This window comes from Aurantivibrio plasticivorans, from assembly GCF_055392955.1.
This window is the reverse complement of sequence record NZ_AP036020.1, coordinates 2,299,463-2,317,854: the sequence shown is the minus strand read 5'-3', so window position 1 is coordinate 2,317,854 and position 18,392 is coordinate 2,299,463. Positions and strand designations below refer to the sequence as shown.

15 protein-coding genes are annotated in these 18,392 nt (G+C 45.6%); 11 read left to right on the top strand and 4 right to left on the bottom strand.

Annotated features, from left to right (window positions below; all coding sequences use genetic code 11):
- Nucleotides 1–228 precede the first annotated feature (228 nt).
- Entirely contained in the window at nt 229–1,704 is a 1,476-nt protein-coding gene (locus ACZ5NB_RS10440) for a hypothetical protein (protein ID WP_460233556.1), read from the top strand.
- A gap of 413 nt (nt 1,705–2,117) precedes the next feature.
- Here the strand turns inward: ACZ5NB_RS10440 and ACZ5NB_RS10435 are convergent, their stop codons facing one another.
- Nucleotides 2,118–3,362 carry an MFS transporter gene (locus ACZ5NB_RS10435; RefSeq protein ID WP_460233555.1) on the bottom strand — a complete coding sequence of 415 codons (1,245 nt, stop codon included), beginning with the start codon at nt 3,360–3,362 and terminating at the stop codon, nt 2,118–2,120.
- 175 nt (nt 3,363–3,537) lie between these two features.
- Here ACZ5NB_RS10435 and ACZ5NB_RS10430 point away from each other — a divergent pair, with 175 nt between their 5' ends.
- The 4 genes from ACZ5NB_RS10430 to ACZ5NB_RS10415 all read left to right on the top strand — a co-directional run bounded on the left by ACZ5NB_RS10430 (nt 3,538) and on the right by ACZ5NB_RS10415 (nt 5,941).
- Nucleotides 3,538–3,888, top strand: a complete 351-nt coding sequence (locus tag ACZ5NB_RS10430; protein ID WP_460233554.1) for an ArsR/SmtB family transcription factor — start codon at nt 3,538–3,540, stop codon at nt 3,886–3,888.
- 71 nt (nt 3,889–3,959) lie between these two features.
- A complete protein-coding gene (locus ACZ5NB_RS10425; protein ID WP_460233553.1) occupies nt 3,960–4,436 on the top strand; it encodes an ArsI/CadI family heavy metal resistance metalloenzyme in 477 nt (158 codons plus the stop codon).
- 32 nt (nt 4,437–4,468) lie between these two features.
- Complete coding sequence (gene arsB / locus ACZ5NB_RS10420; protein ID WP_460233552.1) at nt 4,469–5,488, top strand: ACR3 family arsenite efflux transporter; 1,020 nt, start codon at nt 4,469–4,471, stop codon at nt 5,486–5,488.
- A gap of 24 nt (nt 5,489–5,512) precedes the next feature.
- Complete coding sequence (locus tag ACZ5NB_RS10415; protein ID WP_460233551.1) at nt 5,513–5,941, top strand: arsenate reductase ArsC; 429 nt, start codon at nt 5,513–5,515, stop codon at nt 5,939–5,941.
- Nucleotides 5,942–5,943: 2 nt separating this feature from the next.
- On the opposite strand, the gene ACZ5NB_RS10410 is transcribed toward ACZ5NB_RS10415, so the two are convergent.
- Nucleotides 5,944–6,435: a MarR family winged helix-turn-helix transcriptional regulator gene (locus ACZ5NB_RS10410; protein WP_460233550.1), complete on the bottom strand. Its 492-nt coding sequence runs from the start codon at nt 6,433–6,435 to the stop codon at nt 5,944–5,946.
- 389 nt (nt 6,436–6,824) lie between these two features.
- Between ACZ5NB_RS10410 and ACZ5NB_RS10405 the strand changes: the two genes are divergently transcribed.
- From ACZ5NB_RS10405 to ACZ5NB_RS10380, 6 genes are all read left to right on the top strand, one after another.
- Nucleotides 6,825–7,232 carry a Zn-ribbon domain-containing OB-fold protein gene (locus ACZ5NB_RS10405; protein ID WP_460233549.1) on the top strand — a complete coding sequence of 136 codons (408 nt, stop codon included), beginning with the start codon at nt 6,825–6,827 and terminating at the stop codon, nt 7,230–7,232.
- Entirely contained in the window at nt 7,229–8,389 is a 1,161-nt protein-coding gene (locus ACZ5NB_RS10400; RefSeq protein ID WP_460233548.1) for an acetyl-CoA acetyltransferase, read from the top strand. The genes ACZ5NB_RS10405 and ACZ5NB_RS10400 overlap by 4 nt, the downstream gene beginning before the upstream one ends.
- A 50-nt stretch (nt 8,390–8,439) precedes the next feature.
- A complete protein-coding gene (locus tag ACZ5NB_RS10395; RefSeq protein WP_460233547.1) occupies nt 8,440–10,551 on the top strand; it encodes a 3-hydroxyacyl-CoA dehydrogenase NAD-binding domain-containing protein in 2,112 nt (703 codons plus the stop codon).
- A 167-nt stretch (nt 10,552–10,718) separates the two neighbouring features.
- Nucleotides 10,719–11,171 carry a MarR family winged helix-turn-helix transcriptional regulator gene (locus ACZ5NB_RS10390; RefSeq protein WP_464107539.1) on the top strand — a complete coding sequence of 151 codons (453 nt, stop codon included), beginning with the start codon at nt 10,719–10,721 and terminating at the stop codon, nt 11,169–11,171.
- A 356-nt stretch (nt 11,172–11,527) separates the two neighbouring features.
- The gene (locus ACZ5NB_RS10385) at nt 11,528–13,831 is read left to right on the top strand and encodes a TonB-dependent receptor (RefSeq protein ID WP_460233545.1); all 2,304 of its coding nucleotides are present in this window, start codon (nt 11,528–11,530) and stop codon (nt 13,829–13,831) included.
- 136 nt (nt 13,832–13,967) lie between these two features.
- Nucleotides 13,968–15,833, top strand: a complete 1,866-nt coding sequence (locus tag ACZ5NB_RS10380; protein ID WP_460233544.1) for a feruloyl-CoA synthase — start codon at nt 13,968–13,970, stop codon at nt 15,831–15,833.
- 151 nt (nt 15,834–15,984) lie between these two features.
- On the opposite strand, the gene ACZ5NB_RS10375 is transcribed toward ACZ5NB_RS10380, so the two are convergent.
- On the bottom strand, nt 15,985–17,295 hold the full coding sequence (locus tag ACZ5NB_RS10375) for an MFS transporter (RefSeq protein ID WP_460233543.1): 1,311 nt from the start codon (nt 17,293–17,295) through the stop codon (nt 15,985–15,987).
- A 35-nt stretch (nt 17,296–17,330) separates the two neighbouring features.
- Nucleotides 17,331–18,386 (bottom strand): aromatic ring-hydroxylating dioxygenase subunit alpha, encoded by a 1,056-nt coding sequence (locus ACZ5NB_RS10370; protein ID WP_460233542.1) that lies wholly within the window; start codon nt 18,384–18,386, stop codon nt 17,331–17,333.
- Nucleotides 18,387–18,392: the final 6 nt, after the last annotated feature.

Here is an 18,392-nt window from a genome sequence, read left to right as displayed (position 1 = left end):
GTCAAAATGGAGGGCTTATGGACCTATTTCTTTTTATGGTCCTAACAGGAGGTTTAGGCTACGCTGCATGTCATTTATTCTTTTCGCTTCGCCAGTGTCTCGATCAAAGTAAGGCGATATAGCTATATGGTCGAATAGCCCATTCAATGGTAGTGCAGTTACGCTAAGCCCGAAATGCGCTAGGAAAATTTAAACGAATTAATTTGGAATGATATGTAAGGGACCTCAATGTTAATGAAAGGAATTGTGCTTACTTTTGTATTGATTTTGTCGTCGGCAGCTATAGCTGATGTGGATAAGTGGAGTATCTATAGTAGTGATAATTTCGTTATTTATTCTGATGCAAGAAAAGGCAAAGTAAGAAAGCTTATTGAAAAACTTGAAGTCTTTGATTACGTAGTAAGAACGGCAACTAATATGAATGTCGCTGGTGATCAAAAGCGTATGCGTATTTACCTATTTGACCACAGTAAGGATTTTACAACCTTTTCCACCGTACCCAATGTAGCTGGATTATATTTGCCAACTTATTTGGGTAAAATTATCTTGTTGCAAGAGGGTAATTCCTCTGTGTCTACGCAACACATCCTTTTTCACGAGTATGTTCATCACTTAATTAACCAGAGTGGTGGCCCTTCCTATCCGTTGTGGTTTGAAGAGGGAATGGCTGAATTACTTGGCGCGACTCAACTAAAAAGAAGGCATGCGGTTGTCGGCGCTGTGCCAAAGGCTCGCGCACTTGATCTTGTCTATAGCTTTGATTTACCTGTGGCTAATCTTTTGGAACCTTCAATTAGCCGAAGCAACGAATTGTACTGGACGGGGTTTTACGCTAAGGCTTGGCAACTCGTCCATTTTCTTCATATGGATGTTGAAAATGGTGTGGTGTTAAAGTCGAAACTCGATGAATACATGCGATTTCTAGAGGATGGAAAATCCCCCAAAAATGCGTTTGAGTGGGGTTTCGAGATCTCAACCGATGAAGTTGACCGTTTGCTAGACAAGTACAAAAAACAAAGGCGCCTCGGCGCTATACGGATCGATATTCCGAAAAAAGAGTACGAAGTATCGATAACTAAGCTATCTCTCAATGAAAGTATTGCTGAATTAGCTTCTGTAGCTGCGCTCATTGAGAATAAACAGTTAGCGTTATCCATACTTGAACAGCTCGATACGATTAAACCTGATTCTGCGCGCGGTCAATCCTTAAAAGCGGTTTTAATCGGTGATTCTGATTTAGTAGAAGCTAGAAAAGCGCGTCGAGCAGCACTTGAATTTTCCCCTGAAGATCCGTTAGTCCTTAGGAATGTTGCGAAATATGATTTAGCTGAATACCAAAAGCCACAAACTGATTTGGCTTATCTCGATGGTTCAAAACTTCAGTCTATCGAAGAGAGGCTCAATCTATCAGAAAGCATTGATCCGAATAGCATTGAGACTTACCGTTTACTATGGCAGGTAGCCGTGGAGCGTGATGACTCTGTGGAGGCGGCTAAAATGATGATGGCGGCCTATGGGCTTGATCGTACGAATGTTGTATTAAATATTGAAATAGGGCTCTTTTTACTAGAGGAAGATAAACCTAAGCTAGCGCTTTCTTTTCTAGAAGATGCACAACGTTTAGCCCATGACAAGCTGCAAAAAGAGTCTATTGGGGTGATCTTGGCGACGGCGAAGAAAATGATCCGACTCCAAAAACACTAGGCGATAATCACTGATGGGTTTGTACCCATTCGTATTTATGGATGTTACGAAATCCTTGATTCTCACTCTGTACAGAATTTTTGGAGCGCCTCCAGTGCTTTCAATGTAACAGAGTGTTTTACTTGAGTCGCCGACGATAGACTGCTCTACTATTTTTAAATTGAAGACCCTAAAATCTGGGCAGAACCTTAGGGTGATGAATACGATTTTTGGGCGTCTCCCAGTATTTACGAATATGCCTGCCACGAGGACAATATTGGTTTAGAGGGTATTTTTGCTGGGGTATGTGAAGAAGACCCCGTTTAAAAAACGAAATAGTACAGCCATTGATTTATCCGGAAAACAAGTAGGGTAAGCCAAACATGTTTGAGTAAGCGTTATCGCTAGCTTCTGAATTTCTGAAATAATCCGGCTCAAACTTTCAAATCATCCTGCTTCTCGCCGATTGGTTCCGGGTTCTCTTCTCTTTCAATCATTTCAAGTACTTGATGCGATGTTTGTACCATGGGTTCGAAATGAGCGTGCTCGCCAGCTGTCAGTACAGAAACCCGTTTAATTTGTAGGATGGTGTAAGCGGTTAAGACGAAAAGTACTAGGGCGATATAGATCGATAATCCATGGGCACCAAAAATATTCATAAATACCCCAGCGATTAACGGAGCGATAGCAGCACCCGCCCCGTGGAGCACCAGCATATCGGTTGATCCTGAAACAATTTCGTCTGGATGTAATTGGTCTAAAAGTTGGGCCACGGCGATTGGGTAGAGCGAAAAGGATAATCCCCCCCAAACGAAGGAAATGACTATCAAGCTCATTTTTCCGGGCGCAAACATCATGAGCATCGAGAGGATGGCGGCCGCCATCGCGACTATTGCCAAAATTTTACGACGGTCGTGTGTATCAGAGAAGCGACCGATTGGAATTTGAAGCAACGCACCTCCGGTAATAGTTGCGCTCATCAATAAACCAATATCCGAAAAGTCAAACCCCTGTTTGCTGGCGTAAAGTGGAGTCATCCCCCAAAAAGCCCCCATGGCTAAACCGCTTAAGGCTGCGGTTGCGACCGGTAAGGGCGCAAAACGAATAAGCTCTTTAAAACTGCTTTTCGCGCGTTCAGGTACAGTGGGTTGGGCGCGTCGTGTGATAGTAATTGGCAGTAATGCCCAACATAAAAAAATGGCTGAAATTGCGAAGAGTAAAAACTCTGAGCCATCAAACCTAAGAAGTTGTTGCGCGACCGCAATAGCGCCTAAGTTGACCACCATGTAGACGGCGAAGACTTTACCGCGCTCTGCTTTTTCGGCCCGAGCGTTTAGCCAGCTTTCGATAACGGTCATTAACGTAACGAAGGACAGACCATATAAAAAGCGTAAAGCAATCCATACTAAGGGATTAAAAATCAATAAATGGAGTAGCGCTATCGACGCACACAAAGCTGCACAGAAAGCAAACGTTCGGATATGGCCCATATGGCGGATTAGCCGACCACTGACAAATGTCCCGCAAATAAAGCCTACAAAATAAGCGGACATAATAAGGCCGATAACTTGTGTCGATAGTTCCCGCTCATTTGCGGTTAGTGAAAGTAGGGTATTAAGAAGGCCATTACCGAGAAGTAAGAGTGCAACGCTGCTTAGTATCGCACTGATGGGGTGCATGATTTTCCAGATAGTTACCTCCTAGGTGATCACCACTGAACGAAACAAACCTAATAACAGACGTGCAATACACGCGCCAGTGACTGCGGATTGAGGGGTATCGCTAGTTGGGTATACGGCTCTATATTTGTCGAGAACTGTTGACATAAATTTATATGTCCAATAGTCTAGACATATGGACATACAAGAAGCCCTTATTGTTTTTGATGCGCTCTCTCAGGAAACTCGCCTGAGTGCTTTTCGTTTGCTTGTAAAAGCTGGGCCAGAGGGCTTGCCGGCTGGGGAGCTGAGCAAAGCGCTAGGTACGCCCCATAACACCATGTCGTTTCACCTAGGGCATTTGTCAAACGCAGGTATCGTGCACTCTAAGAAAGAGGGGCGTAGCGTCATTTACTCAGCAAATTTCAAAGCCATGCAGGGGTTAATTAACTTTTTGGTGAAGGATTGTTGCGGTAATCAAGTCGCTAGTATCAAACAGAACCAAAAGAGTGGTAGTTCGATTATTGAACTACTTAACTGCTGTTAGCGTTAATTTAATACAGCAATCTCATAAAGCAATTCAAGGTAGCAATTCTAGATAGTAATAGAGGTATCACGATGAAGCGTCTTCATGTGCACATGGGTGTTGATAATTTAGATGAGAGTATTCGTTTTTACAGCGCGTTGTTTGGTGCCGAACCAACAACCGAGAAAGAGGATTATGCTAAGTGGATGCTAGATGATCCTCGTGTCAATTTTGCTATTTCTACCCGTGGTCGAGACAGTGGAATAGATCATCTGGGTATTCAAGTAGATGACGCAGAAGAACTCACAGACATAAGACAACGGTTAGAAAATGCCGATATGTCATTGTTTGATGAAGGGGAGACTGTGTGTTGTTACGCGAAGTCAGATAAATCTTGGGTCAAAGATCCAGCGGGCGTTGCATGGGAAGCTTATCAAACAATGGAACAAGTGCAGTATTTTAATGAAGCCGCAGAACCGGCAGCAGGCGCTTGTTGTGTTCCTAAGGAAAAGCCCGTCGCAAGCTGTTCGACGCAAAGTGCTTCGGGCACAACCGGTGGTTGTTGCTAATTTTTTTCGCTATGTAACTCAGTGGTGAAGTAATGGGTTTTTTTGAACGCTATTTATCCATATGGGTAGGCCTTTGCATTTTAGCGGGCATCGGGTTGGGGTCTTTAATGCCCGCTGTCTTCCAGTGGGTGTCAAGCATTGAATATGCCAGTGTTAACCTAGTCGTTGCGGTACTGATTTGGGTCATGATCTACCCAATGATGACGAGTGTAGATTTTTCCTCAATCAAAAACGTGGGCAGAAAACCTAAAGGTTTATGTATTACGTTAGTCGTTAACTGGTTGATTAAACCATTTAGTATGGCTGCACTGGGTATTTTGTTTTTTGAATATATATTTAAGGACTTTGTTGACCCTCAAACAGCGAAAGAATATATCGCTGGCATGATCTTGCTCGGCGTGGCGCCGTGTACCGCGATGGTTTTTGTTTGGAGTCATTTGGTAAAAGGTGATGCTAACTATACGTTAGTTCAGGTGTCGGTTAATGACCTTATAATGATTGTTGCGTTTGCGCCGATTGCTGCCTACCTGTTAGGTGTAACTGACGTTGTGGTGCCGTGGGAAACATTGTTGCTGTCTGTGGTCCTTTACGTTGTTATTCCCTTGGTTGCTGGTTATTTAACTCATCGCGCATTGAGTGATGATAGTCAGCGGGTCGATCGTTTTTGCAATACTGTGAAGCCTTTTTCAATAATGGGTTTGTTGCTTACGGTCGCGTTACTGTTTGGATTTCAATCTCAAACAATACTCGAAAAGCCGTTAATTATCGTTTTGATTGCAGTTCCCTTGTTAATTCAAACCTACGGTATTTTCGCCATTGCCTATGGGTGGGCCTATTTCTGGAAGGTGCCTTTTTCGACGGCCGCGCCAGCAGCACTCATTGGTACGTCGAACTTTTTTGAGTTGGCAGTCGCTGTCGCAATCAGTTTATTTGGTTTACATTCGGGTGCTGCTCTAGCAACCGTTGTTGGAGTGTTGGTGGAAGTTCCCGTCATGTTGTCACTGGTGGCGTTTGCTAATCGCACGCGCCACTGGTTTCCGTCATCAGATTAACGTAATGCTTCTGAGAATATTGAAATGAAACGTGTTCTAGTTTTATGTACAGGCAACTCGTGTCGCTCGATTATGGCTGAGGCCATTATTAACAAGGTTGGCGCTGGGTCGGTGTGTGCCGTTAGTGCGGGCAGTCAACCCGCCGGTTATGTTCACCCCAAGTCGTTGGCAACATTGAAGAGGCACGGCATTCCTTGCGTAAGTCCCCAGAGTAAATCGTGGGATTTTTTTGACGGAGAGAATTTCGATTGCGTACTTACAGTGTGTGATCGAGCGGGCAATGAGACGTGCCCGGTTTACTTAGCAGACATTCGGCGCGTGCATTGGTCGATTCCTGATCCCGCTGCCGCTGAGGGAGATGAAGTGAGTGTAGACAAAGTATTTGATGACGTTTTTCTACTGTTACAAGCGCGCATCACCGATGAGTTAATGCCGTTGCTAGAAAATGACTAATGCTATTGGTCAAATAAACGTCTTAAATAATCAATAAATTGTTCGAATTCAGTTTCCGTAAACCGTTCTCGGTACTGGGACTCCAGCTTACTTAAAGATTTGTTGTAAGTATTTAGTTTTCGCTCACCTGATTTAGTCAGGTGCAATTCGTATTGTCTACGGTCTTCTTTGGATTGCTTGCGCTTAGCCCACTTATTTTTTTCTAGTTTATTCACCAGGCCAACAATGGTCGCTTTGTCTAAGTCTAGTGTTTCGCCCACTGCCTTCTGAGAAATACCAGGGTGTCGGTGAATGGTATTCATTACGCCCAGTTCGCCAGGCCGTAATCCGCCTTTCCCAACATCTTCATTAAAGTCACGCCACAGGGCTAAATGTGCTCTACGTAAATGATGTCCCAAGGAGCTGCTTAGGTGCTCTTGGTCTTCCACTCGGGTTGAGAAACCATCTTGGTGTGTGGAAGGTTTTGGGGATTTCTTGGTGGGTCGCAGTGTCATTCTCTCTCTCGCAGACAGGGCTACAAACTTCGGCCGCCATACTACTAGTAATGCCAAGGCTGTCAAAGTCAATTAGGCCATATTCAACTAAGTTTTTAACAAGGCAGATGGATAGGGTGTTATGTTTACCCTTTAAAGATCTTGGCCTAAACGTCACAATTGGTTCCAATTACTCAATGGCTAGTGATTCCTAGTTCCCCTTTATTGGGCGCTTTGAGAGAAGAGCTTTATAGTAACTTGGTTCTACACTTCTTATTTCTGAATGCCTTGGCAATAAAAATTAGTTGACCGTTTCTCGCCGATGATAATAGTATGTTAGACATACTAAAGTGGTTCTAACCCATAATAATAGTGAAGTATTAACACACCTGATTTAAAGGCTCTATAGCATGTCAAACACCACCTTGCGGCTCGTCGATTCACCTGAGGGGCCAGATAAGCAGTACGCCGATTTTATCGCTGCGGGTAAATTCATGATTCAGCATTGTGAGTCTTGCAAACAGCATGTTTTCTATCCCAGGCTTATTTGCTCGCATTGCGGCTCTGATCAGTTGGAATGGGTTGAAGCATCTGGGCGTGGTGTTGTGTATTCCACCTCAACACCACGTGGTGGCAAGGAGGGTGACTACAACATCTCATTGATTGATTTAGAAGAGGGGCCGCGCATGATGTCGCGTGTTGTCGACATTGAGCCTGATAACGTCAAAATCGGGCTAGAGGTAGAGGCTTTTATTGGTGAGATTGATGGGGTATCCCTGGTGCTCTACAAACCAGCGTTAAACGGAGGTGAGGCATGAGTCAATCACTTCGTGGTAGCGTGGCTGCAGTGGGTGTGGGTGTTACAAAGTTTGGTGATTTGCCAGGTCGATCCGCACGAGAAAACATGGTTGAAGCGGCATTTCGCGCGTTAGATGATGCGGGTATTAATAAAAACGAAGTCGACGGTCTTTTCACGTCTAATTTTCCAGATACATTTCCTTGCCTACATTTAGCCGAATATCTCGGTATTCATCCGCGCGTAATGGACGATACCAACATCGGTGGTGCTGTCTATGTTAGCCAGTTGCAACATGCAGCCATGGCGATTCAGGCTGGTATTTGTAACGTCGCACTAATCGCGATGGGCAGTAATACGCGCAGCAAATTAAAACAAACTGGAGTAATCGATGCGCCACGTGAGGTGTTTCAATATGCTGATGAGTACAAACCACGGGCCCCGATGAACGCCTATGCGTTAGCGGCGGCCCGTCACATGCATGAATTTGGAACGACACGTGAAAACATGGCAGAAGTAGCCGTTTCTGCGCGCGAATGGGCAATGAAAAATCCACGCGCAATGAAACGTGATCCGTTAACCATCGATGATGTGCTCAATTCGAAAATGGTGTGCGATCCGCTTTCAGCACTTGATTGTTGTCTCATCGCCGATGCTGGCGCGGCTATTGTGTTAGTGAGTGCCGAGCGAGCTAAGCATCTAAAACAAAAGCCCGTTTATCTACTGGGCGTTGGCGTCCATACCACACATGCCGGTATTGCGCAGATGGCAGACCTTACAACCACTGCAGCAATGGAAGCTAGCAAGCATGCGTACGCAATGGCGGGTGTAAAACCCTCTGACGTTGACGTTGTTGAGCTTTACGATGCCTTCACGATCAATACGATTTTATTTCTTGAAGATCTAGGGTTTTGTAAAAAAGGCGAGGGCGGCGCATTTGTATCCAATGGCAATATTGCGCCAGGTGGCAGCTTGCCGGTTAACACTAACGGTGGCGGGCTGAGCTGTGTGCACCCAGGTATGTACGGCTTAATGTTGATGGTTGAGTGTGTTGAACAATTACGAGGAGGTGCGGGAGATCGCCAAGTTAGTAATGCAGAAATCGCATTATGTAACGGAAACGGCGGACACCTGTCGAGCGAGGTGACAGCGATTTTCGGCGTTGAAGAAACGCTGTAGGTCTATAAATAAAACGACATGAGAACGACAAAAAATTTAACGAGGAAATCATGAGTAAAGTTGCAAGCCTATCAATCGAGAATGGAATTGCGATTATTGAAGTTAATAATCCGCCAGTAAATACTATTACCGCTCAAGTTCGTGATGATTTAAACAGTGTTCTAGATGACTTAGAAAAGGCAGGCAACTATCAGGCGGTCGTTTTTCTTTGTGCAGGTAAAACCTATTTTTCCGGTGCCGATATCAATGAGTTTAGTGGCCCGCCAAAAGAAGAAGAGTACCGCAAATTATTCGCGCGCTTAGAAAATCAAGATGTGCCTGTTATTACCGCTATGTACGGGACTGTCATGGGCGGTGGTTTAGAAATCGCATTAGCTTGTCACTATCGCCTAGCTGAGTCAAAAGCTCGCTTTGGATTTCCAGAGGTTACTTTGGGTATTTTCCCCGGGGCGGGTGGTACTCAACGGATGCCGCGTATCATTGGCGTAGAAAAAACCTTGGAAATGGTTGTTAGCGCTCGACCGGTTGATGCTACTACTGCGAAAGAAATGGGGTTTGTTGATGGTATTGTTGAGGGTGACATCAAACAAGCAGCAATAGACTATGCGAACCAATTGATTGCTGAAGGAGCCAAGGTACGCCCAACCAGTAAAATGACTGTTGACCCTGCAACTGGCACTGACGAAATTATTGAAAAATTTGTTGCCCAAGCGAAAAAGTTGTACCCAGGTCGTCAAGCCGCATTGTCTGCAATCGATGTGGTTAAAGCGTCGATGACGAAGTCATTCGAAGATGGTTTGTTGTATGAAGACAAGCTGGTCAACATTGCCAAAGAGACACCAGAAAGCAAAGGCGCGATTCATCTATTTTTTGCAGAAAGGCAAACGGCCAAAGTCCCTGGGCTGGCTGACAATGTCGAAAAAATGGATATCAAAAAAGCGGCAATTATCGGTGCGGGCACGATGGGTGGCGGTATTGCCATGTGTTTTGCCAATGCGGGAATTCCTGCAACGCTGATTGATGTAAGCCAAGAAGGCCTGGATCGTGGTATAGAGCGTATTAAAGGTGATTATGGTTCACGTGTTAAGCGCGGACGCATGACTCAAGAGAAAGCTGATGCAACTATTGCGTTAATCGATGGGGCTACCGATATGTCTGCCGTGAGCGATGCGGATGTCGTCATCGAAGCTGTTTTCGAAGATATGTCACTTAAACAGTCAATCTTTAAGGAGCTTGATGCGAAAGCCAAGCCTGGCGCTATTCTCGCGACCAACACATCAACGTTGGATATTAATGAAATCGCTTCGGTCACCGGCCGGCCTGACAAAGTGATCGGTCTTCACTTTTTCAGTCCCGCGAATGTAATGCCGTTGTTGGAAGTCGTGCGCACCGACAGTACTTCAGACTCAACTATTGCAAGCGCGATGAACTTAGCAAAAACACTAAGGAAAACACCTGTGCTTGCGAAAGTCTGCTACGGGTTTATCGGTAACCGAATGATGGAAGGTTACGCCCGTGAAGCAGAATTTATGGCATTAGAAGGTGCGACGCCAAAAAAAGTAGATGATGCATTACAAAAGTTCGGTATGGCGATGGGTATCTTGGCGGTATTTGATATGGCTGGTGTGGATGTTGGTGTCAACGTTCACAAAGCAAACGCGGAGCAATTCCCACCTGACCCAGCTTACTATCAAGCGTCACAAGCAATCTACGACGCTGGGCGGATGGGGCAGAAAAATGGCAAGGGCTTTTATCTCTATAAGCCGGGTGATCGACAACGTTACGAAGATCCAGAAGCGTTGGAGATTTTGCGTAAGCGTGCAGAAGAACTAGGTATCGAACAACGAAATGATCATACCGAAGAAGAAATCATTGAGCGTTGTGTTTACGCCCTTATTAACGACGGTATCAAGATTTTAGAGGAGGGTATCGCACTGCGCGCAAGTGACATTGATGTCGTTTGGGGTGCCGGGTATGGTTTCGCGCGTTTCCGTGGTGGTCCTCTCTATTATGCCGATACCATCGGGCTGAAAACTGTTTACGATGGGATCATGAAGTATCAGGCGAAGTTTGGCGATATGCATTGGCAACCAGCGTCATTACTGGAGAAGTTGGCAAAAGAAGGTAAAACTCTGGCTCAGTGGGAAGCTGAGCAGGCGTAACCATTACGGGCCCAGGTGGGTATGTGATGCGCTATACAGCCGCCGGAATACCGTGTATTTTCGGAAATCTGGCGGTTTAATAAAGGTAATTTAGCCTATTGATGAATAACTATAACCGCCATCTATCAATTGTTTTTGCAGTAACTTATGGAGTTGTAGAGGTATTCATGGGGCTAGTAGAAAAGAAGAAAAGCGAAGCAGCATCAGTTGTCGATATGTCGGTATTGGAAACTAAGTTGGGCTACCAGATTCGTATGGCGGATCGGATAATCAACCGCGATTTTCAAAGCTTTGTGGGGATGACGCCAGTCCAGTTCAGTGTGTTTGCGCTCGTCGCGTCCAACGAGGGGTTATCACAAGTCGCAATCGGTGAATCACTCGCAATGGATCGCGCCTCGACGATGGCGATCGTAGACAAACTTCAAGTCGCCGACTTAATTGAACGCCGCAAAGCCACTCATGATAGGCGCATGCAAGCGCTGTTTTTAACAGAAAAAGGCAAAGAGCAATTTGCCATTGTGGATGCCCGAGTACTCGAACACGAAAAGCGCCATGTGGCCCTATTTTCTGGGGAGGAGTTGGAGCAACTCAAAGCGCTGGTATCGTTAATGAGGCCTTAAGAGGGCTATGCGCTACACCCGGGTAGCTATACAAAAATATTATTATAAAAATAAAAATATGATTTTATTCATATGCGCATAACCCGCATTGTATGGGAAACAGCATATTAGAATCAGGTTCGGTTAACGTGTGCCGAGCCAATAACTTTGCCTTGTTGAACCGACTTGTAGGAATAATAAAAATACCTCCTGTGGTTTTGTAAGGCTCTGTAGCCTGAACGCGATTTCGTCGCGTTTGGGAAGTGGAAAATAGAAGCGACCTAAATGGCTTCTGGTCTTACCCAGTTTTGAGGTTTACTGCCTATAAAACTATGTAAGACATACAAATAGATATAATAATAACCGGGAGACACTCTATGTCTGATCAGCAGATCACAACACTCAAAAGGACACTTCTATCGACGGCAATCGCTGGGGTTATGGGTATTAGTGCACAATCATACGCGCAATCGGTATTAGAAGAAGTTGTCGTGACCGCGCGTAAAGTTGAAGAAAACCTCCAAAGCACACCAGTCGCTGTTTCTGCATTTACTGAAGAAGCGCTTGAGCGCCGCATGATCGTCGGTACCGACGATTTAGGTCGTGTTACACCTAACTTGCAATTTAAGAGCTACAGCCCGCTATCTGGAAGCAACTCAGCTGCGCAAGTATTTATACGTGGCATTGGTCAATCAGACTCATCAGGCGGTATCGATCCTGGTGTTGGAATGTACATTGATGATGTTTACTTGGGGCGGTCTGTTGGCGGCGTTATGGATTTTCGCGATATTGCAAACGTGCAGGTGCTTCGTGGTCCTCAAGGCACCTTGTTCGGGCGAAATACAATCGGTGGGGCGGTTCTGTTAACCACACAAAAGCCAGGAGATGAATTTGGTGGGAGCATTAAGTTTGGTGTTGGTGACGATGATCTAGTCGAATATTTTGCTGCGGTTGATTTACCGTTTAGTGATCGCGTTGCTGCGCGCGTATCACTTGGAGGGCGTGAACAATCTGGTTATGTAGAGCGCATTTTCGACGGTACTGACTTAGGCAACACTGACAGTTACACGGTTAACGGCTCCCTGCATGTTGATCCAACGGATGACTTAAATTTTGTCATTCGAGGTGACTATTCAAAAGAAGATGAAAATGGGTCGCCATTTGTATTTGCAGGAATTAATGAAACCGCCGCTTTCCCTTGGGGCAGAAGTATAGATGCTGGTTGTCCAGGGGCTGCTCCGGGTTTTATCCCCGATATCGTCGATCAACGTTGTGCAAATAATGAAACGTGGGATCTCGGTGAGTACAAAAACGGTGGCACGACTAAAGCCGAAAGTAATCTGACTAACCAAGGATACTCCTTTCACGCCAATTGGGACTTTTCAGACCTCCTAAGTATGAAATATATCTTTGCAGATCGAGATTTAGAGTGGGCCGGCTCGCGGGACGCAGATAACACCGCACTCACTATATTGAGCACGCAATATAGCAGTGAGGCCGATCAAAAAAGTCATGAGCTGCAGTTATTATTTACCCATGAATGGTTTACTGGTGTGGTAGGTGCATTTTCTTTTGACGAAAATGTTCGCGATTTTCTATTGGTCCCTTTCGGGCCGCCTGGATTGCCACCCGGTTTGGTTCCTGTAGATTATCAAGATGCAGACCTTCACAACGAAAGTACTGCTTACTTTACGCAATGGACGGTAAATATTTTTGATGTGGTCGCAATTACGGCAGGCGCACGTTACACCGATGAAACTAAAACAATGAAAATCATTGCTACCGGTGCAGGTTTGGTTCCTGTTGATGTGCCCGATCCCTTAGTTTTTGCAGTGCCTGCGCCTCCGTATAACGTTCCTTATGGACCGCATAAGGAAACCTTCGACAAAATGACGTACTCATTTAATGTCCAGTGGAATATTTCTGACAGCATGATGACTTACGCCAGTTGGTCAGAAGGTTTCAAAAGCGGTGGGTTTAATCAACGCTATAATACAACGCCTCCGGGTGGAGACGTCGTGCCATTTGAATCGGAAGAAGCAGAGACATTAGAGATAGGCTTTAAATCGGACCTTACCGATTACCTACGCTTAAATGGAGCGGTATTCTCAACAGACTATACCAATATGCAGTTGACATATCGTGTTGGTATTGTGCCGCTGTTGTTTAATGCAGGTGAGGCAAATATTTCAGGTGTTGAGCTAGAGACTACCTATATTCCAACCGAGAATTTAATTGTTGAAGGAAGTATTGGTTATCTTGACGATGAAATTGAATCGGTGACTACCATAAATTTACCAGCAACTACAGCGACCTTGGGGCCCGATAACTCATTACCCTTTACTCCAGAGATTACAGCAAACGTAGGTGTTGCTTATACCTTTGGTTTAGGTGGCGCGTCGTTAACTCCTCGGCTAGATGTTTCATATACGGATGAACAGTATTTCGATACTGCTAACTCAGACGAAGTGGCGCAAACCGACGGGGAAAAAATGGTTAATTTCTCTTTGCGTTTGGCGGAAGAGGCTGATACCTGGGCGTTCGTGCTGGGTATCGACAACTTAACCGATGAGACCTATCCGATCGCGGGTAACTCATCATTGTCTACTGGTAGCGGTTATGCGGAAGTCGTGTACACACGTCCCAGAACTTGGTATCTCAACGGTACGTTTAACTTTTAAAAGAATCGAATGATAGTGAAACCTTAGTTAGAGCCATTTGGCGAGATACAGTGTGTATCTCGCCATTTTTTATTTTTACCAACAACACTTCAATTTTAGATCTAAAGTTTGTAGCGAAATAACCCAGAGAAGTACTATGAATTCAACACGTGATTTGGTTTTGGGATCAATGCAGTGCGAGCAAGTTGTGCGCGCCGATGGTTGTACTATTGTTTCCAATACTACGCCATTGGACGAATATCCCATCACCTTGTTAGATCGTCTGGTGTTTTGGGCTGGTGAAAAACCAGATCACACGTTTATTGCTGAACGGAGCGGAGGTGATGGAACGCCGTGGCGAAAATTGTCTTATCGCACCGCGCTGGATCAGGTTAGGCACATAGCCTCACGGCTAGCCGTTGAAGATTTGTCGGCGGAGCGGCCCGTCGCTATTTTGTCCGGCAATAGTATTGATCACGCGCTGGTTGCGTTAGCGGCGATGTATATTGGTGTACCTTATGCGCCGTTGTCACCGCAGTATTCGCTTATATCAACGGATTATTCAAAGCTAAAACATTGCCTCAACTTAATAACGCCGGGAATGATCTTCGTCGATGACGGCTCCCTTTACGAGAAGGCTATCGCTGCTAGTGCCGATGATTCAGTGAATGTTCTAGTGACTAAAAACCTTCTTCAAAATCGAGCTTCACACCTGTTAAGTGATTTTCTAGATACTGACATCAGTCCATCAATTGACGAGCTTCATGGCAATATAGATGGTGACACTATTGCGAAGTTTTTGTTTTCATCTGGATCAACCGGCAAACCTAAAGCGGTTATCAATACCCACAAAATGTGGGCCGCGAACCAACAAATGATAAAGCAGGCACTGCCATTTATTGACGAGAATAAAAATGGCGGGGTATCGCCAGTACTCCTAGACTGGCTACCTTGGAATCATACCTTTGGCGGTAATCATAATTTTGGGATAACGCTATTTAATGGCGGGACATTGTATATTGACAATGGCAAGCCAACGCCAAATGGTATCGCGAGCACAGTCGCTAATTTAAAAGAAGTGTCGCCGACGGTGTATTTTAATGTACCGAAGGGTTATGAAGAGCTGGTTAAATACCTCGAGACCGATGATGCATTATGTGAGTCGTTTTTCAAAAACGTGAGTATGTTGTTTTATGCGGGTGCAGGTTTATCCCAGCCCGTATGGGACGCCCTAGAAGCATTGTCACTCAAAACGACGGGAGAGAAGGTGATAATCGTCACCGGTTTAGGGAGTACTGAAACTGCACCTTCTGCGTTGTTCACGACAGGAGACAATGGCTTCGCCGGTTGGTTGGGATTACCTGTTTCAGGTGTTGATGCCAAACTTGTACCAGCGGGCGGTAAAACAGAGATACGATTTAAAGGGGATAGTGTCACACCGGGTTACTGGAGGGAGCCGAAGTTAACTGAAAACGCCTTTGATGAAGAAGGCTATTACCGAACCGGCGATGCTGTACTCTATGTCGATAAGAATGATTTGAATCGAGGTTTCAGTTTCGACGGACGTATTTCTGAAGATTTTAAACTCGATACAGGGACATGGGTCAGCGCTGGCCCCTTGAGGGCGCAGTTTCTTAATCAGTTTGGCAACCTTGTCGCTGACGTCGTGATTGCTGGACGAGATAAACCCGCTGTCTCAGCTTTGGTGTTTCCTGACTATAGTGTGTGCAGGCAATTAGCCGGGGGCGCTCAAAGTGAAGTTGATATCGCGAATAACGACAATGTAAAAGCAAAATTTTCAGCTCTGCTTAAAGAGTTAGCTAAGGGTGCAACAGGTAGTTCGAATAAAGTGATTGCGATATCACTGCAAACGCGTGCACCAGAACTTGATGCTCATGAAATCACTGACAAAGGGTCGTTAAATGCCAGCGCGATACAGTCTAATCGCGCTGACGTCATTGATAGCCTATACTGCAATGAGGAAGGTCTTGTGGGTGACTGCGTAGTGATAAAATTAGAGTAAACCGCGCGCATCCGAGGCAACGACACACCGCTTTCGGATAACGACTACACCCGTAAAAGATACGCTCGTAAAAGAAAAGCCCGTAAAAGAAAAGCCGCGCTAATAGCACGGCTTTTTTATGACGTATCTTCGTGGCAGTATCAGAAATAGCTCAGTCAGTTTCCACAGCAGCACGCAGTTTCAAAAATACGAGTACGATAGCAGCTAATAGCGACCCAAGCGCCATCACTGTGGCGACCACAGCCAGGCCTTTTCCTGCTTCGAATAAAAAGCCCGCGATGATTGGCGATAGCGCCGCGCCGCCTCGACCAACACCAATTGCAAAACCGGTTCCAAAAGCGCGTAAATGAGTTGGGAAAACGTGTGCAAAGATCGTGTATAGACCAACCACGCCAGCGTTAGTAGTGAAGCCTCCTATCGCGGCTAGCACAGACAAAATGACAATGTCTTTAGGGCTGTTGCCAAAGGCAATAATTGTAATCACTGATAACGCGAGAACGACTAAGGTCAGAGGCTTGAGCCCAAATTTAAATGTCAGTGATCCGAATAGTGCACCGCCGAGTGCGCCACCAACGGTTGACCAATTTAATACACTACCTGCGGTGACAGGCGGGAAGCCCATATCGGCAACAATTTGCGGCGTCCATTTAATAATGAAGTAAAAGGTTGTGATATGGAAAAAATAAGCGGCGGTTACGGCGATAGTGGTAAATAAAAGCCCACCTTTAAATAGCTCACTAAGTGAATGCTTCTGTGCTTCTTCCGTCAGAACAGGCACGGAATCTACTGGCGTAAATTTAAATCGCTGTAGGGTTTTGTTAATACGCTCAAGCGCGTTTACCGGTTGCTTACGTGCAAGCCAGTGAATGGATTCAGGAACAAAGAAATACACTAAGGGGATAAAAAGAGCGGTAGCAAAGGCACCAAAGTAAAAAATAGTTCGCCAATTATAGTCAGCGAGTAATGGGCGAATGATTGCGCCACCGACGAATATCCCAATTGGATAACCAATAACCATGAGTGACACGAAAAAATGGCGGCGCGCATCGTTTGAGAATTCAGCTGCGACTGCGTTGGTCGCTGCAAGCATACCGCCGATACCTAAACCCGTCACAATACGCCAAATGGAAAGATCAATTACTGACTTTGATGTGGTCGCGAGCATCATGCCAAACGCCATGACCACTAAACAACCCAGAATAGTCGGGCGGCGACCATATTTATCGGCGAATCCTCCGAGTAATATCGAGCCAACACACATGCCGATTAGCTCCATTGACAGCACAATCCCAAGCGCTCCTCGACTGACTCCCCATTCTTCGCTAATACCGGGTGAGGCGAAGCTAATGGACGCAATATCGAAGCCATCTAATGCATTTAGACCAACAGTGATTAGTACCACCACAACTTGAAGTGGGTGCATGGGTGATCGATTGATGAGCGTTCTAGCGTCTGCGGACATAGAGTTTTCCAATAGCTAAATGTTTATGATAGTTATTATGTATTGTTGGGTGTCTCTGTTTCTTGTTGGATCAATTTGTCGATGACTCGACGCGCGTGAACACCGCCAGCATCAACATTTAATGAAATCAATCGCCGCTGAGGATTGCGCAGTAAGCTGGCTTGCTGTTCCTCAAGAACCTCGAGATCTTCAGCAAAGATTTTACCTTGGGCCTCACGCAGGGTGGTAGTTAGTTCTGGGTTATTGACATTGAAATTTCGCGCCATCCCCCAAAAATAATGGCAAGTGGTTTCTGTCTCTGGCGTAATGAGGTCGACAACGATTGCTGCGGCACGTTTTTCTGTTGGTGCGTTTTGCCCGCCAGTACCTGCAAGCGCTACACCAACATCAATCATGACTTGGCTAGGTGGAACGAAGCGGCACACTTGCCAACGGTCACATTGGGCATCTCGTGGTAACTGATTCGCTTCGAGGGCATCTCCCCAAAATGGTGGTGGCACAATGGAATACATATCGCGCTTTACGCGGACTTCTCCATCTTCGCGATAGGTTTCTGGCGCATTTTCTTCGATTTCTTTTTGTCCAATACTCGAGCGATGAACATAGGTCTCGTGAGTAAGATCCATTAAGTTGTCCACTAGCAGTCGGTAATCACATTTCATGTGATAGTAATCGCCCCCGTAAGCCCAATCAGCAGCGTGTGCCCAATCGAGGGCTGGGATTGTTGTCTGGTCGGCAAGTGTAGGATCACCGGGCCATAGCCAGATAAACCCATACTTTTCGACTGTGGGGTAAGCATTAATCCCTTTCATTCGGCGGACATCTTGCCCTGGCATCGAGTGGCAATTACCTTGGCAACTGACTTTCATACCATGGTATCCGCAAACAATTTCATCGCCTTCGATGTAACCTAGTGACAACGGCAATCCGCGGTGTGGGCAAAAATCTTCTAGCGCAACGGGTTGGTTTTGCGTGTTTCGATAGAAGACGATATGTAAATTACATACGATTCTACCAAAGGGCTTGTCGGAAACTTCATCCGCCATAGCGGCGACATACCAACAGTTAAGTGGCCACGTTTTCTGGGTCATCTAGCG

What these genes read in the sequence shown, in the direction of transcription:
- ACZ5NB_RS10395 (WP_460233547.1), top strand. Translation starts at nt 8,440, where the DNA reads ATGAGTAAAGTTGCAAGCCTATCAATCGAGAATGGAATTGCGATTATT.
- ACZ5NB_RS10380 (WP_460233544.1), top strand. Translation starts at nt 13,968, where the DNA reads ATGAATTCAACACGTGATTTGGTTTTGGGATCAATGCAGTGCGAGCAA.
- ACZ5NB_RS10370 (WP_460233542.1), bottom strand. Translation starts at nt 18,386, where the DNA reads ATGACCCAGAAAACGTGGCCACTTAACTGTTGGTATGTCGCCGCTATG.
- ACZ5NB_RS10440 (WP_460233556.1), top strand. Translation starts at nt 229, where the DNA reads ATGTTAATGAAAGGAATTGTGCTTACTTTTGTATTGATTTTGTCGTCG.
- ACZ5NB_RS10415 (WP_460233551.1), top strand. Translation starts at nt 5,513, where the DNA reads ATGAAACGTGTTCTAGTTTTATGTACAGGCAACTCGTGTCGCTCGATT.
- ACZ5NB_RS10405 (WP_460233549.1), top strand. Translation starts at nt 6,825, where the DNA reads ATGTCAAACACCACCTTGCGGCTCGTCGATTCACCTGAGGGGCCAGAT.
- ACZ5NB_RS10400 (WP_460233548.1), top strand. Translation starts at nt 7,229, where the DNA reads ATGAGTCAATCACTTCGTGGTAGCGTGGCTGCAGTGGGTGTGGGTGTT.
- ACZ5NB_RS10435 (WP_460233555.1), bottom strand. Translation starts at nt 3,362, where the DNA reads ATGCACCCCATCAGTGCGATACTAAGCAGCGTTGCACTCTTACTTCTC.
- ACZ5NB_RS10390 (WP_464107539.1), top strand. Translation starts at nt 10,719, where the DNA reads ATGGGGCTAGTAGAAAAGAAGAAAAGCGAAGCAGCATCAGTTGTCGAT.
- ACZ5NB_RS10425 (WP_460233553.1), top strand. Translation starts at nt 3,960, where the DNA reads ATGAAGCGTCTTCATGTGCACATGGGTGTTGATAATTTAGATGAGAGT.
- ACZ5NB_RS10410 (WP_460233550.1), bottom strand. Translation starts at nt 6,435, where the DNA reads ATGACACTGCGACCCACCAAGAAATCCCCAAAACCTTCCACACACCAA.
- ACZ5NB_RS10385 (WP_460233545.1), top strand. Translation starts at nt 11,528, where the DNA reads ATGTCTGATCAGCAGATCACAACACTCAAAAGGACACTTCTATCGACG.
- ACZ5NB_RS10430 (WP_460233554.1), top strand. Translation starts at nt 3,538, where the DNA reads ATGGACATACAAGAAGCCCTTATTGTTTTTGATGCGCTCTCTCAGGAA.
- ACZ5NB_RS10375 (WP_460233543.1), bottom strand. Translation starts at nt 17,295, where the DNA reads ATGTCCGCAGACGCTAGAACGCTCATCAATCGATCACCCATGCACCCA.
- arsB (WP_460233552.1), top strand. Translation starts at nt 4,469, where the DNA reads ATGGGTTTTTTTGAACGCTATTTATCCATATGGGTAGGCCTTTGCATT.